Below are 24,489 nucleotides of genomic sequence, written 5' to 3'. Positions count from 1 at the left end.
GCGGATCAGGTGAACTATGACCTGATACCGGCATTTAAACAACTGCATATCAGGGAACTCTTCGAAAACGAGTTTGCAATCAAGAATATACAAATTCTTCACGACGTTTTTGCAGCGGCCAGATCCGAATATGACAGCCTGAACCCGGAAATGGAAAGCCAGTTTTATTTCTACTGCGGCTATGGTGTGGGCGGATTCTTTATCCACAAAAACGAGGCTGTTGAAGGAGCGGGGAATATGGCGGGAGAAGTGGGGAAAATGCTTGTATCCATGGATGGATATGGGGATAACTATGTTACTCTGGAAGAGATTGTCTCGATTTCAGCCGTGAAAAAAAGGATGAAGGAATATGGACTCGATATTTCTTTTACGGAACTGCTCGTGCTGCATCAGGAACAGGATGCGCTGGCAGTTGAGATTATGACGCCGGTACTAAAGACAATTTCCAAGGTGCTTTACAATCTGCTGTGGGTATATAATCCGACCAGGATCGTGGTAGACAGCAGCCGGGATGGATACAGCAAACTGATAACAGAACATTTTCAGACGTTTCTGGAAGATATGAAAAATGACGCAATTCCGATACATGCAGAGATCAGGGCGGCAAAGTATGACGAATATCATATGATGCGCGGATGTTTCTACATGACAAGAAATGCATGGATAGAAGAGACGGCAGATTCCATACAATAAAGAACAAAGTGGGCAAGCCCACAGGGGCTTCCCAACCCCTCACTCATGAGGGGCTTGCACACTTTGGCGCCGCCGCGATGCCGCTTTGCGGCTATATACCTTATCGCGGCGTGTGCATCCCGCCCGGAGGGCTTTTTAGGAAAGGGCAGAGCACTTTCCTATTATATAAAAACAGACAGGGCACATATGTTTCATAGGAATATGTGCCCTGTCTGTTTTCATCAATGGATGTGTTGTTTAATCGCATCAAAGCTTTCTTTACTTATCACATGCTCGATCTTGCATGCATCGTCGGCCGCTGTATCCTGGTCTACTCCCAGGCGTACAAGCCATGCGGTCAGAAGTTCGTGTCTTTCATAGATCATTTCGGCAATTTCCCTGCCAGTTTCCGTCAGAGTAATAAACCCCTCTTTTGACACCGTGATATGCTCATTTTCCCGAAGATGCTTCATTGCAACGCTGACACTGGACTTCTTAAACCCCAGTTTTTCTGCAATATCTATAGAACGCACCGCTGGTTGTGCTTTGCTCAGGATCAGGATGGTTTCCAGATAGTTTTCAGCGGATTCATTTGTTTTCATAGGCATTTAATTTACCTCCGTATTTTTGTAAATAATCGTAACAGTTCAGGTCTGCCTAAAGTGTTACAAATAATCTTTGGATATTGGATATATGTTAACATATTTTACTGTACAGGGCAATCACATTATAAAAACCATATATTTATTATGTGTTACTGTTCCCAGGCAGGCCTGTAAACAGTAACTTTTTTATGTTACAAATACACTAGTTAAATGAAATACCTTATGCTAAAATTAATATACAGCATTATATTTCTAATTATTCTAAGTGGCATCCGTCACATCTGAAGCAAATCTTCCTAATATTAGGAAATCAACCATGGAAATCTCAATGCTTGCAAACCCACAAGAACAGCAGCGAGGTTTCATAAGACTGGATAAGGTTTTCAAACCTCCTGCGCCAAAAACAAAGGAGGTACTATGAGTAGAACCGAACAAACAAAACCAAACCGTAATTATAAGTCCAGATTATTTGAACTGGTATTCAGTGACAGGAATGAGCTGCTGAAGTTGTATAATGCGATGAACACAACAGACTATGGAGACCCGGAATTATTAGAGATCAATACCTTGGAGAATGCAATTTATTTGTCCATGCATAACGATGTATCTTTTATCATTGACTCAAGGCTTGCACTCTATGAACACCAGTCAACCTACAGCCCCAATCTTCCGCTTCGTTATCTCTTTTATGTGTCGGATTTGTATTCTGCCGAAACAAGAGAAGCCAATTTATACGGAACGCGAGTTATCCGGATACCGGCTCCGCGTTTTGTTATCTTCTATAATGGCGAAGCGGAGCAGCCGGGTTCACAGACCCTAAAGTTATCTAATATGTATACAATTCCGGAAGAGGCTCCATCGCTTGAACTGGAGGCCCTGATGCTGAATATAAATCCAGGTTATAACCAGGAGTTGCTGGAAAGCTGCAGGACGTTGCACGATTATTCGGTCTATACCTCTATGGTGCGAACTTACGCAAGAACAATGAACCTGGAAGAGGCTGTAGAAAAGGCGATTACGGAATGTATTTCTAAAGGAATTTTGAAAGAATTTCTTAGTAAGAACAGAGCGGAGGCGAAAAGCGTGAGTATTTATGAATACGATGAAGAAAAACATATGCGCCAGGAAAGAGAAGCCAGCAGAGAAGAGGGAAGAATCGAAGGTAAAATAGAAGGTGCTGAAAGTGTACTTGAACTGACAAGGCTGCTTATAGAGGCTGGGAGATTTGAGGATTTAAAACGTGCGACTGCAGACAAAGAATTTTGTGAAAGTTTATTTAAAGAATTTCAAATATTCGGGGTTTAGCGACGAGCTTTAGCCTCGGCGCGGATGGGGGACGCGAATGACGGGGTGAGTCCAAACGGTAGTTAAGCAGGATGCATGATACGCATACCCAACTTCATCCGCCTCCCCCGTCTCGGGCTCCCAACCTGGAAACGAGTTCTTTACTGCCGGTCGGATGAACCAGCCAAGCGAGCTGTAAGCCGCAAGTCCTCCGGCCTGTATGGTCGGTTTAAAACGCCTTATAGCGGACGATTAGAAGCTCTTAGAGAGCCAGAGGCATCCGGAAGGGATGACAATTGATTCTCCGAAATCAATTGTCAATCCGGCCTGTGCTGAAAAAATATCAATTTTTTCAGCGCATGCCGGATGTGCCCTTCCGGGTGCCTCTGGATCTCTTAGAGCTTCTTCGTTAAGCGGTCAGGATTTTAAACCGACCATACAGGCCGGAGGACTTGCGGCTTACAGTTTGCTTGGCGTCCCCCCATCCGCGCCGAGACTGAAGCTAGTCGCTGAATCCCGATTCATAAAAGTGCTTGACAAATACTGGAAGTTAGATTATACTAACCTTGTAAATGAAAAGTATTATCAACTATTCCAAAGAAAGAAGATGAAAAGTGATGCCATTGACAATGATGAGAGAAGGCGAGCCCAATGTTATCCGCAAAGTCGGAGGTAAGGAAGAGACCAGGAGATTTCTGGAGAACCTTGGTTTTGTTGCCGGTGGGACAGTTACGGTTGTCTCAGTAATCGGAGGAAATATGATTGTTAACGTAAAAGAATCCAGGGTTGCCATTGGCAGGGATATGGCAAATAAAATCATGGTTGGCTAAAGGGAAGGAGAAACAAGATAATGAAGACATTAAAGGAGATACCGTGCGGTGAGACGGCCAGGGTGACGAAACTGACTGGTGAAGGCCCGGTAAAGAGACGTATTATGGATATGGGAATCACAAAAGGTGTGGATGTTTTCGTGAGAAAGGTAGCGCCCCTGGGCGATCCTTTGGAGATCACAGTCAGAGGGTATGAGCTGTCTGTGCGCAAAGCAGATGCGGAGATGATTCTGGTTGAATAGATCATAGCGGACATTTCTGCATCTAATTTTTCACCTGCTGGTTAGCGGTGACTAATTCAAGGGCAGACTTGAAAGAATATAGAACACAATAAGTTGATTAGCTTGAATTGTTGTCAGGAGGAAAGGGTAAAATGGCTATTAAAATTGCTTTGGCAGGAAATCCGAACTGCGGAAAAACGACATTGTTTAACGCTCTGACCGGTTCCAATCAGTTTGTAGGGAACTGGCCGGGGGTTACGGTTGAGAAAAAAGAAGGAAAACTGAAAGGGAATAAGGATGTTATCATCATGGACCTTCCGGGTATCTACTCCCTCTCACCGTACACACTGGAGGAAGTAGTTGCAAGAAATTATCTTATCAATGAAAAGCCGGATGCGATACTGAACATTGTAGACGGAACGAATATTGAAAGAAATCTCTATCTGTCCACACAGCTCATGGAACTGGGAATACCGGTTGTCATGGCAGTAAATATGATGGATGTGGTCGAGAAGAGCGGAGACAAGATTCATATTGATAAGCTGAGCAAAAAACTGGGCTGCGAAGTTGTTGAAATCTCAGCGCTGAAGGGAAATGGAGTTACAAAGGCTGCAGAGAGGGCTGTGAAGATTGCAAAGAGCAGAAATGCAGCGCCTCCGGTTCACAAATTTGCACCGGAGGTAGAAGATATACTGAATCTGGTGGAGAACAAAATCGGCAGCGGCGTACCGGAGGACCAGAAGAGGTTTTTCGCGATCAAGCTTCTCGAGAAGGATGACAAGATTTCTTCCCAGATGAAGTTTGTACCCGATGTTAAGGAAGAGATCAATGCCATAGAAAAAGAGATGGATGATGATACCGAGAGCATTATTACAAATGAAAGGTATGTTTATATTTCTTCTATTATAGATGAGTGCTATACTAAGAGCAGCCGAGGAAAGATGACGGTTTCCGACAAGATCGACAGAATTGTTACAAACCGGTTTTTGGCGCTTCCGATTTTTGCGGTTGTCATGTTTATTGTCTACTATGTGTCGGTCACAACGGTGGGCACCTGGGCTACGGACTGGGCAAATGACGGATTGTTCGGCGACGGCTGGAGCCTGTTCGGGCTGGAGGTCCCCGGCATCCCGGTTCTGATTGAATCCGGACTGAATGCGATCGGCTGTGCGGCATGGCTGCAGGGACTGATCCTGAATGGTATTGTAGCCGGTGTCGGTGCGGTGCTCGGGTTTGTACCGCAGATGCTTGTACTGTTTATCTTCCTTGCTTTCCTGGAGGCATGCGGATATATGGCCAGAGTTGCATTTATCATGGATAGAATCTTCCGTAAATTTGGACTTTCCGGAAAATCTTTTATCCCAATGCTTATTGGCAGCGGGTGCGGCGTACCGGGAATTATGGCATCCCGTACGATTGAGAATGACAGAGACCGCAAGATGACGATCATGACGACAACCTTCATTCCGTGCGGTGCGAAACTGCCGATCGTGGCACTGATCGCAGGCGCTTTGTTCGGCGGAGCCTGGTGGGTGGCGCCAAGCGCTTACTTCGTAGGAATTGCTGCGATCATCTGCTCCGGGATTATTTTAAAGAAAACAAAAATGTTTGCAGGCGATCCGGCTCCGTTTGTTATGGAACTTCCGGCATATCACCTTCCAACTGTGGGAAATGTACTTCGCAGCATGTGGGAACGCGGCTGGTCCTTTATCAAAAAAGCCGGAACCATCATCCTGCTCTCCACGATCCTGGTATGGTTTACTTCCTACTTCGGATGGATCGACGGTCAGTTCAGAATGCTTGAAGATATGGAATTAGATCACAGCATCCTGGCGGCAGTTGGCAACGGAATCGCTTGGATATTCACTCCGCTTGGATGGGGAGACTGGAGATCAGCGGTTGCGGCAATCACTGGCCTGGTAGCAAAGGAAAATGTAGTCGGTACATTCGGTATCCTCTATGGCTTCGCGGAAGTGGCAGAGGAAGGCAACGAAATCTGGGGATCACTTGCAGGAAGCATGACCGCAGTTGCAGCATATTCCTTCCTTGTATTCAACCTCCTGTGTGCACCATGCTTTGCAGCAATGGGCGCGATTAAGAGAGAGATGAACAACGCAAAATGGTTCTGGTTTGCAGTAGGATATCAGACACTGCTCGCATATGTAGTTGCACTCTGTGTATATCAGATCGGAACATTTATTACGGCGGGAACCTTTGGCGTTGGAGTTGTTGCGGCAATTATTCTTGTGATTGGATTTGTTTATCTGTTAGTAAGGCCATATAAAGAGAGTAAAACGTTAAAAGTTAACACAAAGAATCTGGCAAGAGCCAAGTAACAAAGAATTCAGGAACCGATATTCAGCCGGTTCCTGTATGAAAGGAGGCAGCTTCTATGGGAACACTTCTGGCGGGAGCTATCGTAGTGGGTGCGGTTGCACTTGTAATCCGCGGCATGATACGGGATAAAAAGAACGGTAAATCAATTCAGTGCGGCGGGGACTGTAAACATTGCGGAGGTCATTGTGGAAAGTAAAGAGTTGATCATTGAGAAACTAAAAGAGAACGGATGCAGGATTACGAAGCAGCGTCTCGTGTTAATCGATATCATTCTGGAAGATGAATGTCAGAGCTGCAAGGAAATTTATTATAAAGCAGCCCAGATCGACCATAAGATCGGCATGGCAACGGTATACAGAATGGTGAACACCCTGGAAGAAATCGGGGCAATGAACCGGAAGCTGGTACTCATTCTCTGAGACAGGAGAAAAGGTACGGCTGCCTGTATGAACAGGACGCTTCTGCCTCTGTGGCATTATAAAACAATTATAGCGCTTAATGAGAGACACTCCCACTAAGCGCTTTTAAATTGGGATAAAAAGGAAATGTATGATCAAAAAGAGGTGAATATGAAAAAGATTATCAATGGTATATTTATTGCGCTGGGATTTTTTTTTGTCGGACTGGGGGTCGTGGGGATTATCCTTCCGCTTCTTCCGGCAACTCCGTTTCTGATACTGGCGGCGGTCTGCTTTGCCAGGGGTTCAGAAAAGTTTCACACATGGTTTTTGTCAACCATAATGTACCAGAAATATGTAGAGCCAGCCGTGAACAAGAAAGAGATGGAGAAGGCTGCAAAGAAAAAAGCGCTCGGTACACTGTGCCTGATCTTTACAATCAGTTTTCTGATCGTGCCTGTATGGCAGGCAAAAGCGGTGATTCTTGCGGTTGCTCTGTTCCACATCTATTATTTTACTTTTAAAATCAAGACGGCAAAGAGCGAGAACAGGGAGATCGCAGTAAATGAATAATAAGACAGATGCCGGGAAAAAGCGCAGGCAGGAGATGGAGATGCTGGATGCCATGATCTCCATTTACTGCAGGGGAAATCATCATACAAAAGAAGAACTGTGCCCCTCATGCGAAAGCCTGAGGGAATACGCACTGAAACGGACAGAAAAATGCCCGTTTATGGAGACTAAAACGTTCTGCAGCGCTTGCACAGTACACTGTTATGCACCAAAGATGCAGGAGCAGATCAGGCTGGTTATGCGGTATGCGGGACCCAGAATGCTGCTGGTACACCCGGTACTGGCGGTCCGCCATGTGATGGTTACACTGAAAGAAAAGCGAAAGGGAGCGGCACATCAATGAAAAAGTATGGTGAGGTTTTGTTTTATATTGTAACAGTGATTATGGTTCTTTCCGGATTTTTAATCCACCCCCTGGGAGGCGTGATGGCGGTGAAAATCCTACATAAGATGTCAGGACTCGTATTCTGTATCTTCCTGATCGGTCATATCACGCGTTATGGGAGAAGAATCAGAAAGGGGAAAAAAGCACATGTTTCATAAACGGTTATTAAAAGAGTTTCGGGATAATCAAAAATATGTCGCCGGCATGGTAGCCGCACAGTGGGGCATCCTGCTTGCGAATGTAATTCTTATGCTGGCAGCAGCTGATTTTATAGGTGATATGAGGACGGGCAGCCTGGAGACAGCCGGCATCTGGCGGATGCTATTGATTCTGGCAGCAGTGCTTCTGGTCAGGGGGATCATGAATTCTCTGAACAGCAGGTTCTCATTTCGGGCGTCCACGGAAGTCAAACGCCGCCTTCGGGAGAAAGTCTATGCAAAGCTGATGGAACTGGGCGGCAGGTACAGAGATACGATTGCAACCTCCGAGGCAGTCCAGATCAGTACGGAAGGCGTGGATCAGCTGGAGATCTATTTCGGGAAGTATGTACCGCAGTTCTTTTACAGCCTGCTGGCCCCGCTGACCCTGTTTGTGATCGTGGGAACCATGAACATGAAGGCAGCAGTTGTCCTGCTTCTGTGTGTGCCGCTGATTCCACTTTCCATCGTGGCAGTACAGAAATTTGCAAAGAAAATGCTGAACCGCTACTGGGGGACGTACACGGAACTGGGGGATTCTTTTTTAGAGAACCTCCAGGGGCTGACCACTCTGAAAATCTATCAGGCGGATGACAGATATGCCAGGAAAATGGATGAGGAAGCAGAAAAGTTCAGGAAGATCACTATGCGTGTGCTGATTATGCAGCTGAATTCGATCAGTGTCATGGATCTGGTCGCATACGGGGGCGCCGCAGCGGGAATCATTCTGGGTATCCTGGAATTTGGAAAAGGAAGGATTAGCCTGGAGGAGTGTTTCTTCATGATCATGATATCGGCCGAGTTTTTCCTGCCCCTGCGCCTGCTTGGATCTTTCTTTCACATAGCCATGAACGGTAACGCAGCGGCGGATAAGATCTTCCTGCTTCTGGATGCACCTGTGCCGCAGAAGGGGACGGTCTGTCGGACGGAAGGCAATGAGGTCCGCTTTCAGGATGTATCCTTTGGCTACGATGAGGAAAAGCAGGTGCTAAAGGGCGTCAGTTTTGAAGTGCCCCAGAAGGGATTCACAGCGCTGGTAGGCGAATCCGGATGCGGAAAGAGCACCATCGCATCTCTTCTGATGCAGGATCACGTGTCATATAAGGGAGACGTCACCGTCGGCGGCGTCAGCATCCGTGATCTGGCTGAGGAGACGCTTTACAGCAAGATTACCAGGATCCGTCATGACAGTTACCTGTTCAAGGGCACGGTCATGGAGAACCTGCGGATGGGCAGGGAAGACGCATCGGAGGCAGAGATGCTGGATGTGCTCAGACAGGTCAGCCTGTATGAAACTGTGATGGAAAAAGGAGGACTTTCTATGCAGCTGGATGAGAAGGCATCGAACCTGTCCGGCGGCCAGAAACAGCGCCTCGCCCTGGCACGCGCCATACTGCACGACAGCGATATCTATATCTTTGACGAAGCGACGTCCAACATTGATGCAGAAAGCGAGAACCAGATCATGAAGGTCATTCACGGGCTTGCGGGCACGAAAACAGTATTTTTGATTTCCCACAGGCTGGCAAATGTGACTGGCGCAGACCAGATTCTGATGATCAGGGAGGGCCGGATTGCGGAGCAGGGCACCCATGCGGAGCTGATGAAGATGCAGGGAGACTACGCAAGGCTTTATACAGGCCAGAAAGAACTGGAAAAATATACAGGAGAGGGGGCGGCATAATGGGACATAAAGAAGAAAAAACAAGGAGTTCATTCCAGGTGATGGCCGGGCTGATTGGTATGGTTAAACCGCTTTTGGGTCTTATGGCGCTGGCGGTCCTTATGGGATGTATAGGGAATCTTGCCGCCACATTCCTGACCGTTTTTGGGGGATATGGCCTGCTGTCCGCGGCGGGGCTTTACGATGGAAAACCATTTTATATGATCGCAGCCGTTTTGATTATATTCGCTGTATTCAGAGGGATTCTGCGCTATGCGGAGCAGTCATGCAATCATTACATCGCATTTAAACTGCTGGCTAGAATCCGCCATAAAGTTTTTGCATCCCTTAGAAAGCTGGCGCCGGCGAAACTGGACGGCAGCGGGAAGGGAAACTTGATATCGATTATTACCAGTGATATTGAACTGCTGGAGGTGTTTTATGCCCATACCATTTCACCGGCTGCCATTGCGGTGATTACATCGGTCTTTATGACCATATTCATCGGGCTTCAGCATCCTGGGGCAGGCGCGCTTGCTCTTGTGTCCTATGCGGCAGTGGGTGTGGTAATCCCCCTGTTAAACGGGAAAAAAGGAAAAGACAGCGGACAGAAGTACCGGGATTCTTTTGGTGAGCTGAACACTGCCGTGCTGGATAATCTTTACGGGCTGGAAGAGCTGCTGCAGTATGGACAGACCAAGAAGCGCATGGAGAAGATGGCGGAGCAGACAGAAGAACTGGAAAAGACCAGTAAAGGGCTGAAAAAAGATGAAAACGTGCAGCGGATTTCCACAGACACGGTGATTCTTGCCGCCGGGATTCTCATGCTGGTTCTCTGCGGTCTTCTTATCCGCGGGGGCAAAATGGAGTTTTACCAGGGTGTAACAGCGGTCATTGCTATGATGAGTTCCTTTGGCCCTACGGCGGCATTATCTGCACTGTCAAACAACCTGAATCATACACTTGCAAGCGGAAACCGCGTTCTTAATATCCTGGAGGAGAAGCCTGCTGTAGAAGATGTGATAGCCGGCGCAGCGCTGGGCGAAGGCGCCGCCTGCTGCCGTGATATCAGTTTCCGGTATCAGGAGGAGCAGGATGGCGTTCTGGAGAACTTTAACGCTGATTTTGAACCTGGTAAAATCCATGGGATATTCGGAAAAAGCGGCTGCGGGAAGTCTACTCTGCTGAAGCTGATGATGCGCTTTTACGAGACGGATCAGGGGAAGATTACCTATGGAACTGAAAACGTGAACAACATCCGGACGAATTCCCTGCGCCGCGGCATGTCCTATGTGACACAAGAAACATTTCTGTTCCATGATACGATCGAAAATAATATCAAGATTGCGGATGAGAATGCCACCAGGCAGGAAGTGGAGGAGGCGGCAAAGAAAGCGTCCATCCATGAATTTATCATGTCGCTGCCCAAAGGGTATGAAAGCAGGCTGACAGAGCTTGGAGACTGTATATCCGGCGGGGAGAAGCAGCGGATCGGGATTGCCAGGGCCTTTCTGCACAAAAGCCGGATGATACTGCTGGATGAACCTACCAGCAACATTGACAGCCTGAACGAAGGCATCATACTGAAGAGCCTGAAAAAAGAGAAAGAAGGGAAATTGATTCTGCTTGTCTCTCACAGAAAATCTACAATGGGGATTGCTGACAAAGTAGTGCAGATGTAGGAAACGATAAAATTTCCCGACAACGAAAGTCAGCCTTGCATTTGAATGAAGAGAATGACATCTAATTGAGAAAAAGTTTCCGTATATGTTATTGATTTTTTGGATAAAACCGGTTATGATATATATGAGTTAGTTTAAACTAACTAAAAATGCAAAGCGTTAGAATATGAATCATAACATGGAAGAATTATGCAGAAAGTCAATAAGGAGGATTTTATGAGTATAGTAATAATTGGAGGACATGACCGTATGGTAGGTCAGTATAAAAAAATCTGTAAACAGTTCCACTGTAAAGCAAAGGTATTTACCCAGATGTCTGCGGCGCTGGGAAAACAGATTGGCAGTCCGGATCTGATCGTGCTCTTCACGAATACTGTATCCCATAAAATGGTGAAATGCGCTGTGGATGAGGCAGGAAGATGCAATGCAGATGTAATCAGATGCCACACAAGCAGTAAGAATGCACTCGAAGAAATATTAGGGGGCGTCTGTGGCAACGCATAATCACCAAGAATAGTTTATATGAAGATGGCGTTCGGATTATTGAAGTCCGGACGCTTTTACGTTGCAGTGATATTCGGCGGCCAAAGGGAGATAAGATTGTGTTTTCCATTTAGGTCTGATATAATAAATCCTGTTAATATGAACAATGTATAGAGAAAAGAGCTGAGAGAAACGCAGAAGAAGGAGGGATTACATTGCCATTTCCGATCTACCTTGGCTGGGGGCTTCTGGTGCCCGTCGTTTTATCCCTTCTTTTTGCCTGTTTATCAGAACACGCTATGAGTACTTTGGGATACAAGCAAAAGAATACGGTACTGAAGCGGATTTTGAACTATCTCCCCGCTTTTCTTTTGTTTTTCTTTTGGGGAATGGTCAATATTCCTCTGCCCTTGTTTTATATTTTGGCATATGGAGGGAAACTCTCCCGGCTGCTCCGCAACAGCCGGTATCGCTCCCAAGAACTTTTTCTGATTAATCTTACCCATTTGACAACTATGGCGCTGCATATGATTCTGATTGGTACCATTTCACTGGCGACAGGGATACAGATGAACGAGCTTTTGCAGCAGCCCTCCTGGCGGATTGCCACAGCCGGCGTTGTATTGGCTGCGAATAGTTTGACTGCCTGGCTGATCCCGCGCTGGGGTATGATACTGGAGGTACTCCGCACGCAGTCGGAGAGCGAGGAAGTCCGGCCATTTATGATATTTCTCTGGTTCTGTAATATTTTCCTGCTGCTGGACAGCGTGCTGTGCATTGCAGATATCAGCTGGGGGCTGCTGCCGCTTTTTTTAGTCGGAAGCACGCTGCTGCTGGAGTTTTATCTGATCAGGTTCCTCAGTCATTTCTACCGGATTCTGAAGGTACATTATCTGGAGGAGGAGCACCATCATCTGATGGAAAGACTGGAAGAGCAGAATCGGACGGCTGCTGAACTCCGCAGTAAGATCGTACTGGACTCAATGACCGGAATCTTTACACGGCGCTACGCCACGGAACGAATAGGATTTCTTCTGCAGGAGAAGGAACCGTTTTCTCTTGTATTTATAGATCTGGACCTCCTCAAACAGATTAATGACCGGGAGGGCCATCATGCAGGGGATCTCTACCTTATACGCTTTGCAAAAGAGCTTAGTTCCTGTCTGAGAAAGGCGGATGTATTTGCACGGGTAGGCGGGGATGAGTTTATTGTCATGCTGCCCGGTTGTTCTCTGGAAGCAGCGGAAAAACGGATGAAATCCATACGTATACATATGGAGGAGCAATGCAGGCCCTCATTTTCTTTCAGTTACGGAATCGCTTTTGTTACAGACAATTATAACGGCAGCGTAGAACAAATCTTACACCGGGCTGATCAGGCGATGTATCTGGATAAACAAAAGAGGAACGGATCAGAGAGGAGGGAATGAGATGCTTTTGCTGATCACGGCTGCGGCTTATTACTATTTTAACTGGCAGTATTTTTCGATGGCCGGAAAGCTTCGTCAAATGCAGGAAAGACGCGTCCGGTTCGTCCTGCTCAGTTTTATCCTCAATTACCTGTTCTTCGTTGCCTGCAGCGTGTTAGAATTCCCATTAATTGTAAACTGGTTTCTGTTCGCGTTTCTTTTGTTTTTTGAAACGCTTATCTTCGGTAAAGGAGATGGAAAATGTGCGCTGTTCAGTACACTTACGGGGATTATCTATGGACTTGCAGCCAATATTTTCTGCCGGAGTATCATTGCGGTTATGTTGAATCTGCCTCTGCAGCGCTTTGATAACCATATAACGAATGCTGATAATCTGAAGGGGTTACCCGTGCTGTTGGGATTTCTATTGGCGGGCGCCATCATGCATGTATTCAGCACAGTTTTTATTGAGCGGCTTCGCCTAATATTAAGCCATCCCCAGCATCATGCATTTTTGCTGGAAATGATGGCAGGCCTCTTTTTTTATCTGTTCCTGAATCTGCTCCTGTACTCTACACCACTAAACGATCTGCTATTGAAGGTATGGAGCATCAAATCCTGTCTGTTCAGCGTGATTGGGTTTTATATTGCCGTACGCTATACGGTCCGGATCTGTGAGCTGGAAGATTACCGGGAGGAAAACCTGCGCATAGAACAGGAACTGAGGGAGCAGGAGTGGGAAGCACACTATCTGAGACGGCAGGCGGCTGTCGATTCTCTGACCGGGCTTTATAACAGGCAGTATGCGGAGGAAACGGTCAATGCAATGATGGCAGAGGGCGCCTGCTTTACCTTATGCTTTCTGGACCTGGACGGTCTCAAAAACGTCAATGACCAACATGGGCATGAGGAGGGGGACCGCTATATTCTGACAGCAGTCAGGGAGATCCGAAGTGTCTGTCGAAACGGAGACTCCATGTTCCGCTATGGAGGCGATGAGTTTCTGCTTCTTTTTGCGGGGAAGAGTACAGAAGAGGCTGAAAAGAAAGCGGAAGCGATCAATGACAGGCTGCGAAATCTTGCGGCAGAAAGTGGATTTCCCTACCCGCTTTCTTTTAGTTATGGTATTGTTGAGAGTACAGAGATCTCCGATTGCGAGGGGTTGATTCGAGAAGCAGATAAAAAGATGTATGTGCAAAAACGGAAAAAACGTATGGCGCGGGACTAATGGACTTTTGTATCAAAAGATTTTTGGTTATAAGTCTTTGTAATTGCGTATAAAATCAGGGCTGAAATCTACTTTTGTAGATTTCAGCCCTGATTTTCTTATAGGAAAGTTCGACTATAAGATAAAAAAGTCCTCCCGGAGGGATGCACACGCTGCGATAAGGTAAATAGCCGCAAGGCGGCATCGCGGCGGTGCCAAAGCGGACCTGCCGGTTTTGTTTTGTAATGCTACATCATATACCCCAGCAGATTGGAAAGCCGCTTCACTGAGGATATCAGTAAGGTGCTGATCTGCTGTTCTTCTTCCGGTGTCAGACTGTCACCGCTGATGCTTACAGCGCCTATCGGGGTGCTGGTGTGATCCAGTACGACAGCGCCGATGCAAAAGACATTATACTCGTTCTCTTCCCTGTCCAATGCATACTGCTGTCTTCGGATCTCGCTGATATCGTGGAGAAATTCATGGACATCCGTAATCGTGTGCTCTGTCAGGGGTTTTACATCCATGGTATCCCATAATTCCATGATCCTGGTGTTCGTATAGGCTGACAGCAGCGCCTTGCCTGCACTGGTACAGTAAAGCGGAGAACGCCGGCCCACATTGGTGTAGACGGAAAATGAAGAAGATTGCTGGCCGATGCTCTGTATGCATAACAGCTGGTTATTGTCTTCTATGGAAAATTGTGCTATCCGTCCGGTTTCCCTGCTTAAATCCGCTAAGGTGGAGTTGATAAGGGATATTTTGTCCAGGTTCTGAACCGCATTGATTCCAATTTCATACGCTTTTAGTGTGAGAACATATTCCCCTGATTTTTCATTTTTCACGAGATATCCATTCTCTACCAATGTGTAAACAAGGCGGGACAGGGATGCTTTGTTGTATTGCAGTTTCTTCTGCAGGTCTGCCAGGCTGATGCTGCCAAGACGTGAGACTGTCTCTAATATCTGGAATGCTCTGTCTACAGACTGGATGGTTTCCATCTTGGTTATTGGCTGAGCCAAATCAATCCCTCCTTTTATGAAACGATCTTATTTTAACTATTTAGACTGTTACTTTTTAATTATACATAGGTGAAATAATTATTTCAAGTAACAAATTGCATAAAAACTTATCGTGTTTTTTGGGAGTTATTTTGAAATAAATAAGTTGAAAATAAAAATAATTGGTGATATTATGAAATTAAAGATAGAAAATATGAAACAAATAACACGTATTTTGAAACAAAGGAAAGGAGATCAAATGTAACAGGCAAATCAATAAACAATATTTCGGAACAGTAAAAACAATTTCAGGAAACAGAGGGTGAAAAGATATGTCGAAAGCAAAAACAGAAACCAGCCTTTGTAAAGGATGCCGCCTGTGTGTAGGCGTATGTCCGGTAAAGGCGATCGAGCCGCTTAAGGAATTAAATAAAAAAGGCTATGAGATTATCCGTGTTGATGAGGAGGCCTGTATTGGATGCGGGCGCTGCTATAAAATCTGTCCGGATTATGTATTTACAATAGAATAGGGAGGCTGAGAAAACATGAACAAAGAATTTGAACTTATGAAAGGCAACGAGGCAATCGCTGAAGCTGCTCTTCGTGCAGGCTGCCGTTTTTATGCCGGTTATCCGATTACGCCGCAGAGCGAGATACTGGAATATATGTCAGCTCATATGGCAGACAGAGGCGGAGTATTCATCCAGGGCGAGAGTGAGATTGCAAGTATGAGCATGCTCTGGGGCGCAGCAGCCTGCGGGGAAAGAGTGATGTCAAGCTCATCGGGACCGGGATACGATCTGAAGCAGGAGGGAATCTCTTATCTGGCTTCTTATAATCTGCCGGCAGTACTGATCGATGTAATGAGGTACGGCGTCGGTGACGGCGAGATTACAGAAGGGCAGGATTCCTACTGGGAGGCTACCAGGGGAGGCGGACATGGAGATTCCAGGCAGATAGTATTGACCCCGGCCTCTGTGCAGGAATGTGCACAGCTTACATATGAGGCATTTGACCTTGCAGAAAAATACCGCACTGTCGTCATCGTTTTAAGCGACGGCGGAATCAGCCAGATGATTGAAAAGGTAACTTTCCCTGAGGCAAAGGAGCATGACCGAACAAAATTTGACTGGGCAATCAAGGGGTATAAGGAAAAAGATGAGCCGAAAGTGAAAGTCACGAATCTGGACCGTTCCATGGATTATGCGGAATATGACCAGATGTTGCGCGATAAATTCACAGCGATGCACGAGAATGAGCAGCGCTGGGAGAACTTTATGACAGAGGATGCAGAACTCATACTGGTTGCATATGGAATCTCCTCCAGAGTCTGCAAATCCGCAGTTCGCCGTGCAAGAGAACAGGGCATGAAACTGGGGCTGATTCGTCCGATTTCAGTTTGGCCTTATCCGGAAAAAGCATTTGAATCTCTTCCGGATGGATTAAAGGGGCTTGTCACAGTGGAGATGAGCATTTCTGCCCAGATGGGACAGGACGTGCGTCTTGCAACAAAATACAGTGTTCCGCTCTATGGATATCTTACCTCCAAATATGTTCCTACAACACAGGGAATCGTGGATTATTGTAAGAGTATACTGGAGGGAAATGCAAAGGAACTGGAGGTGTATTAAATGGCAGTAATATTGAAAAAACCAGAAATGATTAATCAGCAGGTAGGCTGGTGCGGAGGCTGCGGGCATGGCATCGTACAGCGTCTGGTTGCCGAGTGCTGTGAGGAACTGGATTTAGTAGAAAAGACAATACAGGTAGTAGATATTGCCTGTGCCTATTGGTCAATTGACACATTAAACTGTGATGGAATCGCCGGCCCGCATGGCCGCTGTGCGGCAGTAGCAACGGGCATCAAAAAGGTGCTGCCGGATTCCAATGTGTATATCCATGCCGGCGACGGATGTTCTTATGTGATCGGACTGGCGGAAACATGCTATGCGGCGCAGCGGAACGTGCCGGTCACAATGATCGTAGTCAATAACGGAATCTTCGGCATGACCGGAGGCCAGATGTGTCCGGCAACGACACTGGTGGGAGATAAGACGGTCAGCAGTAAAAAGGGACGGGACGATACCGTGGCAGGCGAGCCTTTTGATATGCTGAATATTATTCAGAACTACCCGATAGCTTATGCGGCACGCGGAGCGCTGTATGATTCGAAGCATATTGATGAAACCAAGAAAATGCTTAAAAGGGGATTTGAATATCAAAGAGACAACAAAGGATTTTCCATTATAGAGATTCTTTCTCCGTGTCCCACGAACTGGAAAATGTCTCCGGTAGATGCAATGGTCAAGCTGAAAGAAGAAAATGAAAAAATCTTTCCAGTGAAAGTATATGTTGATAATGGGGGTGAGCAGATTGGCTGATATTATGTTTGCAGGAATCGGAGGGCAGGGAGTCCTGACCGCCGGTAAGATTTTAATACAGATTGCAGCGGAAAACGGGAAAAATGTAAGCTGGACCAGCGAGTACTCAGCGGAAATGCGGGGAGGTATTGCCCTGTGCCGCGTGGTTGTTTCCGATGAGGAGATCGGAAGCCCGTATCCGGATTACCTGGATGTGTTATGCTGCATGACGGAAGGCGCCTATGATAAATACGAAAAGGAAATGCGTCCGGGCGGCAAGGTAGTTATAAACCGTTCCTTATTCGGGGAAAAGACATTTCCAAAGGATGTGGAAGTATATGGGGTTGATGCTTCGGGGATTGCCGTAGAAGCGGGGAATCCAAGGGGTGCGAACCTGGTCATCCTGGGGGCTATGATCAAGGCAACCAAGATGATTGATGCAAAGCAGTTTGCGAGAACCCTGGAAGAATATTTTGCGAAAAAGGGAAAGGCGGATCCGTCTAATTTAAAATGCTTTGAACTTGGGTTCGAGAGAACAGAAAGAGTGTAGAGAGGGTGCGGTCATGGATTTAAATAAGTTATTAAAGCCAAAAAGTGTGGCAATCATCGGCGCCAGTGAAAAAGCGGGATTCGGCGGCGACACAACCAGAAATTACCTGAAGTTTTCTAAGAATCTGGATCACGTGTATTTTGTAAATCCGGGAAGAGATGAAATCTTTGGACGGCGCGCTTATCATTCCGTACTGGAAATCGAGGAAGATGTGGATCTGGTCATTCTCTGTACGCCTAAAAAAACAATTGTACCGCTATTACGGGAAGCGGCACAGAAAAACTGCGGCGGCGCGGTAGTATACGCAAGCGGTTACAGCGAGATCGGCGATGATGGCAGGGAGGATCAGAAGGAACTGGTGGAAGAAGCAGACCGGCTTGGGATTGCTGTTATGGGCCCAAACTGTGCGGGCTTTGCCAACTTTATCGACGGGATCTTTGCATATGCATTTCTCGTGGAGGAGAGGGAGCGAGCAGGCAATATAGGTATGGTTTCGCAGAGCGGGCAGATTGTACTGGGCGGACTTGACAGTCCCACCATGGGATTCAGCTACGCAATATCATCCGGTAATTCCTGCAATGTTAAGGTAGAGGACTATCTGGACTTTTTGGTGGATGACGAGGACACAAAAGTTGTATCAGCATATATGGAGGGGATTACAAAGCCGAAACAACTGGCTGAGACATTCCGCAAGGCTGCACTCAAGAAAAAGCCTGTCGTTATTCTGAAGACAGGGCGCTCCGGTAAGGCCCAGGAGCTTGCAGCTTCTCATACGGGCTCTCTCTCGGGAGCCGATAAGGTGTTAAGGGCAGTATTTAGACGTTATGGCGTGATTGAGGCAACGGATCTGGAGGAGCTGATGGGCATCACCAATGCGTTCTCATGGCTGGCAGAGCTTCCAAAAGGAAAACGCATGGTGTTTATGAACGTATCCGGCGGAGAGGCAGGCGTGATGGCCGATCTGGCAGATGAATATGGGATTGAGCTTGCAGAGTACAAACCGGAGACGAAAGCCTATCTCCAGACGCTGGTGCCGGATTACGGTTCTGTGAACAACCCCTTTGATATGACTGCAGGGATAGGATATAATACCGAAGCGATGCGCAGTGCAATGGAGGCGATTTCTAAAGATGAGAATGTAGATGCAATCTGTATCGCCTATACGATCACCAGGGAAATATGGGATGATACCATCGCCCATATGGTCGAGGCCGCTTCGCTTGCCCGTCAGATTCCGGGGATGAAGCCGGTATTCTGGCTGCCGTTTATCGAACACACCAGGCATCAGGAGAGTGCGGATACATTGCAGGAGGCAGGCGTTGCCCTCCTTCCGTCAGGACGCTATGGCTGTGATATTATAAAGAAAGTTCTGGATTTTGCGTATTTCAGATTCGAGGATATGGAAGCTGCAATTCCGGAAGAGAAACACATCAGCGGTATTGGGCTTAGCGAATACGACAGTCTGAATTATCTGGAGAGCCATGGAGTGCCGATTCCACCCCAGGCAGTTGCAGTAACCAAGGAGGAAGCCGCAGAAGCCGCAGAAAAGCTGGGTTATCCGCTGTCGGTAAAGATTCATTCGAAAGATATCCAGCACAAATCAGATGTGGGGGGAGTCCGGCTGAACATAAAAAATGCATTAGAGTTATATGCCGCGTTTGATGAGATCATGGAAAACTGTGCCAGAAACGCACCGGATGCCGAGCTCTCAGGCGTGCTGATAAAGCCTATGCTAAAACCCGGCGTGGAAATGATTATCGGTGTGAATAATGATAAAGATTTTGGGCCTATGATCATGGCTGGAATGGGCGGTGTATTTGTGGAACTCTTTAAAGATGTGCAGCTTGCACCTGCACCGCTGACCCTGAACCAGGCAGAGAACATGCTCAGGCAGCTTCAGTCCTACCCCTTACTGAACGGATACAGGGGAAACCCCGTATGCAACCAGAAAGCACTGGCAGAGCTGCTGGTCAAGATCAGTATCATGGCGGCAGAAGGCAGGGATGACATCAAAGAATTGGATATTAATCCGGTATTTGTGACAGAAGAGGATGTCTCTATTGCAGATGCGCTGCTGATTTTATATGATAAAGAAAAGGAATGACAATCCATGGAAAAAAGAAAAAGTCTGATAAAAAGTGAATCAATCGCAATCTGTAAAATCGTGGCAGGCTGTTTCTTATATGCACTTTCTGTCGTTCTCTTCATTGACCCGGCAAAGATCATTCCCGGGTCAGTAACCGGGATCGGGGTCGTAGTTAAGGCCCTGACCGGTTTTCCGATCGGAATACTCAGTATTATTATCAATGTGCCTCTTGTCATATGGGGAACGATAGTATTGGGAAAGAGGCTTTTGATTTATACGGGCCTGACGGTACTGCTGTCATCATCCATGATTGATATGCTGGCGTTTTTAAAGCCATTTACCCAGGATGTATTTTTAGCATCCGTTTTCGGGGGAGTTGTTATGGGCGTTGGACTGGGAATGATCCTGGATGCAGGAGGAACCACGGGGGGGACGACCGTAGTAGGACGGCTGGTGCTGAAGAAGTTTCCCCATATCCCAATGGGAAATATCCTTTTAGTGGGCGACTTTATTATTATTACGGTGGGATCACTGCTGTTGAAAGACTGGGATCTGCTGTTGTATTCCATCGTAGATTTATATGTTTGTGTTGTAGTAATCAATAAAGTGATGTATGGCTTTAAAATAAGCAGTCTTTCCGTTATATTGACGAAGAAAGGAATCCAGGTAGGAGAACAGCTTCAGAAATTTAAGGGGTGCAGAGTGATACTACACTCTGAAGACAAAATTGTAGCAGCCAGCCGGAAGCAGGACGTGAGCAAGATCCAGCATATTGTGGAAGATACAGATGGGGATGCCGCCTGCACGGCATTCGATGCGGACTATTCTTTCGGCAGGGTTTATGGAGAATATGCGAAAGGAAAATAGTGTTATGGAATTAAAAGAGTTGATCAGCAGTGAGGCGTCACCCGCATTGGGACCTTACTGTCATGGAAGAAAATATGGTAATATGATTATAACGTCCGGGCAGATACCTCTGACAAAGGATGGGGAATATGTGTATGAGATAAAAGCGGCAACAACGCTGGTATTAAATAACCTGCTGAGCATCGTGGAAGCAGGGGGCGGCTGCAAGGAATCGGTCGCAAAAGTGGATGTGTATGTGAATAATCTGGATGATTTTGCCACAGTCAATGAAGCATATGCAGAGTTTTTCGGAGAACATAAACCGGCCAGAGTATGTGTACAGGTAGAGGCGCTTCCGGGGAATGTTCCGCTGGAGGCAGCGATGACCGCTTTTGTCGGATAATAGGAAAGCCCCGGGGCTTTCCGGATATATATGGCAGGGAGTGAAAACGCTTGCCGATATGAGGAGGAAAAACTATGAGCGATAATTTTATGCGCGGCATTAAGCTGTCGATGTTAGAAGACAGTGACTTACAGCGGATCCATGACTATTCTATGAAGATTCTCGCAGAAAACGGCATCCGTTTTCCAGATGAAACAGCACTGAAGATCTTCAAAGACCATGGTTTTCGCGTAGACGGGGAACAGGTATATTTCACCGAATCACAGGTGAGAAATGCACTGGAAACAGCACCGTCTCATTTTGTAATCCGCGGCAGGAACAGTGCGCGTAATCTGGATCTTGGCAATGGCGGTTACGGCGTGCCGGGGCCGATCGGACCGGTAAATATCATGACACTGGACGAAGGCATCAGGAAAGGGACGCTGAAGGATGTGGAAAATCTCTGTAAGATTTACCAGGCAAGCGATGTCATAACGATGAATACGAACAACGGAGCGGAAGCAAATGACGTGCCGGTACATATCCGCCATCTTGAGATCATGAAGGCAGTTCTGAAGCACACCGACAAGCCTTTTTATACAGAGCTTTTTGATTACAAAAAAATGAATGAAGCCATGGACATGATTGAGATTGTTATGGGAGAAAAACTTGAACCGGGTGGAAATATCTATCTGGCGCCTGGTTCATGCCCAAGCTTAAGTCCGTTAGCCTGGTCTAAGGACTGTCTGGGCAATATCATCGCGCTGGCGGAGCGGGGGCAGGTCGTAACGACAGGAACTGCCACAAGCGCCGGTGTTACAGGACCGATCCGCCTTTTTGGCACGTTGGTTCTGCAGAACGCGGAGGTTCTGACGGGAATCGTACTGGCTCAGCTCGTGAACCCGGGGAATCCGGTAGGTTATGGAACCGGCGCTGTGCCGGGGAACATGCGCGGCGCAAAGTACTGCTGCGGATCTCCCGGAAGAGTCGCTCTTCAGCTGGGATTCATAGAGATGGGAAAGAGATTCTATAACTTGCCGACCCGATCCATTCCGTTCAGCACAGATTCACTGAACAACGATTACCAATGCGGCCTTGAGTCATACGAGGGAACAATCGGCAATACATTAGGCGGTGCGGATTATATGCTTTCCGAGATCGGCACGGTTGACGGCCTTATGACCACATCATTCGAAAAGACAATACTGGATGAAGAAATGGTCAGCAGGCTGCTTTCGATCAGAGATGGGATCGATACATCTGAGGACGCAGCTTCCCTTGAAGTGATCATGGAAGTTGGCAGCAATGGAGAGTTCCTTACGTCAGACGATACACTGGATTATATGTATGACGCATGGTATCCAAAATATACGGACTGGAACAGTACCTATGAAACACGTCAGGCAGAGGATTATGAGTATGTGCTCCGCCGCGCGAATGAGGAATGGAAACGCCGTCTGGCTGAAGCACCCGAGTCAATGCTTGATAAGGCAGCAGAGGAAGCGTTAGATGCTTATATCAGACAGCATTCACATGGTTAATCAGGAGGAGGGTAATCATGGATAAAAAACCTGGAAAAAAACGTTTTGTACCGCAGACGTTCATACCGCCGGCAATTATATGCGGCCTGATCGTTGTCCTTGGTGTCGCAATACCGAAACAATTTGGTGCTGCTATGGATGTTGCACTGGGCTGGGTGACAACTCATTTCGGCTGGTTCTACGGACTTGGAACTACATTGCTGGTTGTATTCTGTATCTGGATCTGCTTCAGTAAATATGGAAAAATCCGTTTCGGGGGAAAACATGCAAAACCGGAAATGTCATTTGCCAAATGGTTTGCATTGGTTCTGACTTCCGGAATGGGTTCCGGTATCTGCTACTGGTGTGTGGCTGAACCCCTGAGCTTTTTTCAGAGCCCACCCGCCTTTTCCGGCATGGAAGGCGGCTCGGCAGCGGCGGCAGAAGAGTCTCTGCGCTATGTGCTCCTGCATTGGACACTTCATCCCTATGCTGTCTACACTGCAGTCGGACTTGGCATCGGATTCCTTTTCTGGAACTGTAAGAAGCCGTTCAGTGTTGCAACCGGATTCTATCCGCTTATCGGCGAAAAATCAACCGGTAAGTTCCGCTATTGGATTAATGCAATCTGTATTGTCTGCCTGGTGGGTGGATGCGGCACTACAGTCGGCCTTGTTATCGACCAGATGGTTGGCGCAGGTTTCTACATCGCAGACCTGAAGATCAGCGGTGATTTGATTGCCCTGATTGTCTGTCTTGGATTTGCTGCAATAGCAATTATCGCGGCCTGTACAGGATTACATAAGGGGATTCAGTTTATCAGTTCCGCAAACATGTATATCTTTATCATATTAATGGTATTTGCCCTCTGTACAGGCGGTACATTATTTATCCTGAATAATACACTGACAGGTGTTGGAAAGTTTATACAGAATTTACCTTCACAATCCTTATATATGGAACCTGCTTATCAGAGCGGATGGGTAAATGGGTGGACGATTTTCTACTGGGCGTGGTGGCTTGCATTTGCACCTCTGATCGGTCTGTTCCAAGTGAAGTGTGCCAAGGGACGTACTGTCCGCCAGTATGTGCTGGTCAATATGCTGGCTCCGTGTATTTTCCTGATCTTCTGGATGGGAATATTCGGAAGTTCAACGATTCAGATGGAACTGGCAGGAAACCACAGCATCTCAGAGGCGATTGCTCAATATGGAAGTTCCGTAGCATTCTTTGCTTATCTGAAGAACCTGCCGCTGACCCCGATCCTGTTGGTTCTGGCGATTGCAGCGGTCATCTTCTCCGTAGTCACGATGATTGAGTCCCAGGTTCTGACCATTGCCGACCTGTGTGTATCAGAGAAGGATGAAGAAGCGGTTTCGGATAAACACGCACCGGCACCTCTGAAGATCTTCTGGGGACTGCTGATGAGCCTGCTGGCATATGCCTGCTGGCGGTCGGGAGGTCTGATGGCAATCCAGACTGCGAGTATCATCTTTGGACTGCCTGTCCTGGTTATGATGTGTTTCTTATGCGTGGGTACGGTAAAGGGATTGAAGAATTATAAAAAATATGATACAACGCTGAAGCCCGGGGAGGACTATGACGATAAGGAAGAGGAAGAAGAAGAACCTGTTTTAAATGCGCAGGCTTAGAGCGGCAGTATCGTTATTGATACAGGAGATCTGGATTATATATATTTGGGTGGAGATGCATGAGCATCTCCACCTTCTTTGTATACATTATTTGGAAGTTTTGCTGCAGTCCCGTCGCAGCCGGCCTGTCTGTGTCTGCGGGATCT

26 protein-coding genes are annotated in these 24,489 nt (G+C 46.9%); 24 read left to right on the top strand and 2 right to left on the bottom strand.

All coding sequences use genetic code 11. The annotated features are described in order from the left end of the window. Positions 1-9 precede the first annotated feature (9 nt). The gene (locus BN1938_RS14590) at positions 10-693 is read left to right on the top strand and encodes an ROK family protein (RefSeq protein WP_242843866.1); all 684 of its coding nucleotides are present in this window, start codon (positions 10-12) and stop codon (positions 691-693) included. 221 nt (positions 694-914) lie between these two features. Here BN1938_RS14590 and BN1938_RS14585 read toward each other — a convergent pair whose 3' ends face one another. Then, complete coding sequence (locus BN1938_RS14585; RefSeq protein ID WP_050642706.1) at positions 915-1,274, bottom strand: metal-dependent transcriptional regulator; 360 nt, start codon at positions 1,272-1,274, stop codon at positions 915-917. Positions 1,275-1,694: 420 nt separating this feature from the next. Between BN1938_RS14585 and BN1938_RS14580 the strand changes: the two genes are divergently transcribed. From BN1938_RS14580 to BN1938_RS14515, 14 genes are all read left to right on the top strand, one after another. Continuing rightward, positions 1,695-2,582 (top strand): RpnC/YadD family protein, encoded by an 888-nt coding sequence (locus tag BN1938_RS14580; RefSeq protein ID WP_050641301.1) that lies wholly within the window; start codon positions 1,695-1,697, stop codon positions 2,580-2,582. A gap of 596 nt (positions 2,583-3,178) precedes the next feature. Next, positions 3,179-3,391: a FeoA family protein gene (locus BN1938_RS14575; RefSeq protein ID WP_153917169.1), complete on the top strand. Its 213-nt coding sequence runs from the start codon at positions 3,179-3,181 to the stop codon at positions 3,389-3,391. A gap of 20 nt (positions 3,392-3,411) precedes the next feature. After that, positions 3,412-3,633 carry a FeoA family protein gene (locus BN1938_RS14570; protein ID WP_050641300.1) on the top strand — a complete coding sequence of 74 codons (222 nt, stop codon included), beginning with the start codon at positions 3,412-3,414 and terminating at the stop codon, positions 3,631-3,633. 131 nt (positions 3,634-3,764) lie between these two features. Then, positions 3,765-5,948 carry a ferrous iron transport protein B gene (gene feoB / locus BN1938_RS14565; RefSeq protein WP_050641299.1) on the top strand — a complete coding sequence of 728 codons (2,184 nt, stop codon included), beginning with the start codon at positions 3,765-3,767 and terminating at the stop codon, positions 5,946-5,948. Between the two features lie 56 nt (positions 5,949-6,004). Then, positions 6,005-6,145 carry a FeoB-associated Cys-rich membrane protein gene (locus tag BN1938_RS14560; RefSeq protein WP_035312429.1) on the top strand — a complete coding sequence of 47 codons (141 nt, stop codon included), beginning with the start codon at positions 6,005-6,007 and terminating at the stop codon, positions 6,143-6,145. Next, the gene (locus BN1938_RS14555) at positions 6,135-6,368 is read left to right on the top strand and encodes a transcriptional repressor (protein WP_082203020.1); all 234 of its coding nucleotides are present in this window, start codon (positions 6,135-6,137) and stop codon (positions 6,366-6,368) included. Before BN1938_RS14560 ends, BN1938_RS14555 begins: the two co-directional genes overlap by 11 nt. A 150-nt stretch (positions 6,369-6,518) precedes the next feature. Beyond that, positions 6,519-6,920: a YbaN family protein gene (locus BN1938_RS14550; protein WP_050641297.1), complete on the top strand. Its 402-nt coding sequence runs from the start codon at positions 6,519-6,521 to the stop codon at positions 6,918-6,920. Next, positions 6,913-7,263 carry a nitrous oxide-stimulated promoter family protein gene (locus tag BN1938_RS14545; RefSeq protein ID WP_050641296.1) on the top strand — a complete coding sequence of 117 codons (351 nt, stop codon included), beginning with the start codon at positions 6,913-6,915 and terminating at the stop codon, positions 7,261-7,263. Before BN1938_RS14550 ends, BN1938_RS14545 begins: the two co-directional genes overlap by 8 nt. Then, positions 7,260-7,463: a cytochrome b/b6 domain-containing protein gene (locus BN1938_RS14540; protein ID WP_050641295.1), complete on the top strand. Its 204-nt coding sequence runs from the start codon at positions 7,260-7,262 to the stop codon at positions 7,461-7,463. Before BN1938_RS14545 ends, BN1938_RS14540 begins: the two co-directional genes overlap by 4 nt. Then, positions 7,453-9,186, top strand: a complete 1,734-nt coding sequence (locus tag BN1938_RS14535; protein WP_050641294.1) for an ABC transporter ATP-binding protein/permease — start codon at positions 7,453-7,455, stop codon at positions 9,184-9,186. Before BN1938_RS14540 ends, BN1938_RS14535 begins: the two co-directional genes overlap by 11 nt. Then, complete coding sequence (cydC, locus tag BN1938_RS14530; RefSeq protein ID WP_050641293.1) at positions 9,186-10,847, top strand: thiol reductant ABC exporter subunit CydC; 1,662 nt, start codon at positions 9,186-9,188, stop codon at positions 10,845-10,847. The genes BN1938_RS14535 and cydC overlap by 1 nt, the downstream gene beginning before the upstream one ends. A 216-nt stretch (positions 10,848-11,063) precedes the next feature. Then, positions 11,064-11,351 (top strand): DUF2325 domain-containing protein, encoded by a 288-nt coding sequence (locus BN1938_RS14525; RefSeq protein ID WP_050641292.1) that lies wholly within the window; start codon positions 11,064-11,066, stop codon positions 11,349-11,351. A gap of 194 nt (positions 11,352-11,545) precedes the next feature. Further along, the gene (locus tag BN1938_RS14520; protein WP_050641291.1) at positions 11,546-12,760 is read left to right on the top strand and encodes a GGDEF domain-containing protein; all 1,215 of its coding nucleotides are present in this window, start codon (positions 11,546-11,548) and stop codon (positions 12,758-12,760) included. A 1-nt stretch (position 12,761) separates the two neighbouring features. Then, the gene (locus BN1938_RS14515; protein WP_050641290.1) at positions 12,762-13,967 is read left to right on the top strand and encodes a GGDEF domain-containing protein; all 1,206 of its coding nucleotides are present in this window, start codon (positions 12,762-12,764) and stop codon (positions 13,965-13,967) included. A gap of 227 nt (positions 13,968-14,194) precedes the next feature. Here BN1938_RS14515 and BN1938_RS14510 read toward each other — a convergent pair whose 3' ends face one another. Further along, complete coding sequence (locus BN1938_RS14510; RefSeq protein WP_082203019.1) at positions 14,195-14,968, bottom strand: IclR family transcriptional regulator; 774 nt, start codon at positions 14,966-14,968, stop codon at positions 14,195-14,197. A gap of 311 nt (positions 14,969-15,279) precedes the next feature. Here BN1938_RS14510 and BN1938_RS23465 point away from each other — a divergent pair, with 311 nt between their 5' ends. The 9 genes from BN1938_RS23465 to BN1938_RS14465 all read left to right on the top strand — a co-directional run bounded on the left by BN1938_RS23465 (position 15,280) and on the right by BN1938_RS14465 (position 24,343). Beyond that, entirely contained in the window at positions 15,280-15,477 is a 198-nt protein-coding gene (locus BN1938_RS23465; RefSeq protein ID WP_050641288.1) for a 4Fe-4S binding protein, read from the top strand. 15 nt (positions 15,478-15,492) lie between these two features. Then, entirely contained in the window at positions 15,493-16,578 is a 1,086-nt protein-coding gene (gene vorB / locus BN1938_RS14500; protein ID WP_050641287.1) for a 3-methyl-2-oxobutanoate dehydrogenase subunit VorB, read from the top strand. Next, a complete protein-coding gene (locus tag BN1938_RS14495) occupies positions 16,579-17,328 on the top strand; it encodes a thiamine pyrophosphate-dependent enzyme (protein WP_050641286.1) in 750 nt (249 codons plus the stop codon). It abuts the gene before it with no gap. After that, positions 17,312-17,857 carry a 2-oxoacid:acceptor oxidoreductase family protein gene (locus BN1938_RS14490; RefSeq protein ID WP_242843865.1) on the top strand — a complete coding sequence of 182 codons (546 nt, stop codon included), beginning with the start codon at positions 17,312-17,314 and terminating at the stop codon, positions 17,855-17,857. Before BN1938_RS14495 ends, BN1938_RS14490 begins: the two co-directional genes overlap by 17 nt. A 13-nt stretch (positions 17,858-17,870) precedes the next feature. After that, positions 17,871-19,961, top strand: coding sequence for an acetate--CoA ligase family protein (locus BN1938_RS14485; protein WP_050641284.1), 2,091 nt, complete (start codon positions 17,871-17,873; stop codon positions 19,959-19,961). A gap of 6 nt (positions 19,962-19,967) precedes the next feature. After that, positions 19,968-20,810 (top strand): YitT family protein, encoded by an 843-nt coding sequence (locus tag BN1938_RS14480; protein ID WP_050641283.1) that lies wholly within the window; start codon positions 19,968-19,970, stop codon positions 20,808-20,810. A 4-nt stretch (positions 20,811-20,814) separates the two neighbouring features. Beyond that, positions 20,815-21,192: a RidA family protein gene (locus tag BN1938_RS14475; RefSeq protein ID WP_050641282.1), complete on the top strand. Its 378-nt coding sequence runs from the start codon at positions 20,815-20,817 to the stop codon at positions 21,190-21,192. 74 nt (positions 21,193-21,266) lie between these two features. Continuing rightward, positions 21,267-22,712, top strand: a complete 1,446-nt coding sequence (locus tag BN1938_RS14470) for a trimethylamine methyltransferase family protein (RefSeq protein WP_050641281.1) — start codon at positions 21,267-21,269, stop codon at positions 22,710-22,712. Positions 22,713-22,729: 17 nt separating this feature from the next. Further along, positions 22,730-24,343, top strand: a complete 1,614-nt coding sequence (locus tag BN1938_RS14465) for a BCCT family transporter (protein ID WP_050641280.1) — start codon at positions 22,730-22,732, stop codon at positions 24,341-24,343. The last annotated feature ends 146 nt before the right edge of the window (positions 24,344-24,489 follow it).

This window comes from Eubacterium sp. SB2 (assembly GCF_001244405.1).
In the GTDB taxonomy this organism is placed as follows: Bacteria; Bacillota; Clostridia; order Lachnospirales; family Lachnospiraceae; genus Faecalicatena; species Faecalicatena contortus_B.
This window is presented reverse-complemented; position numbering and strand designations above follow the sequence as displayed.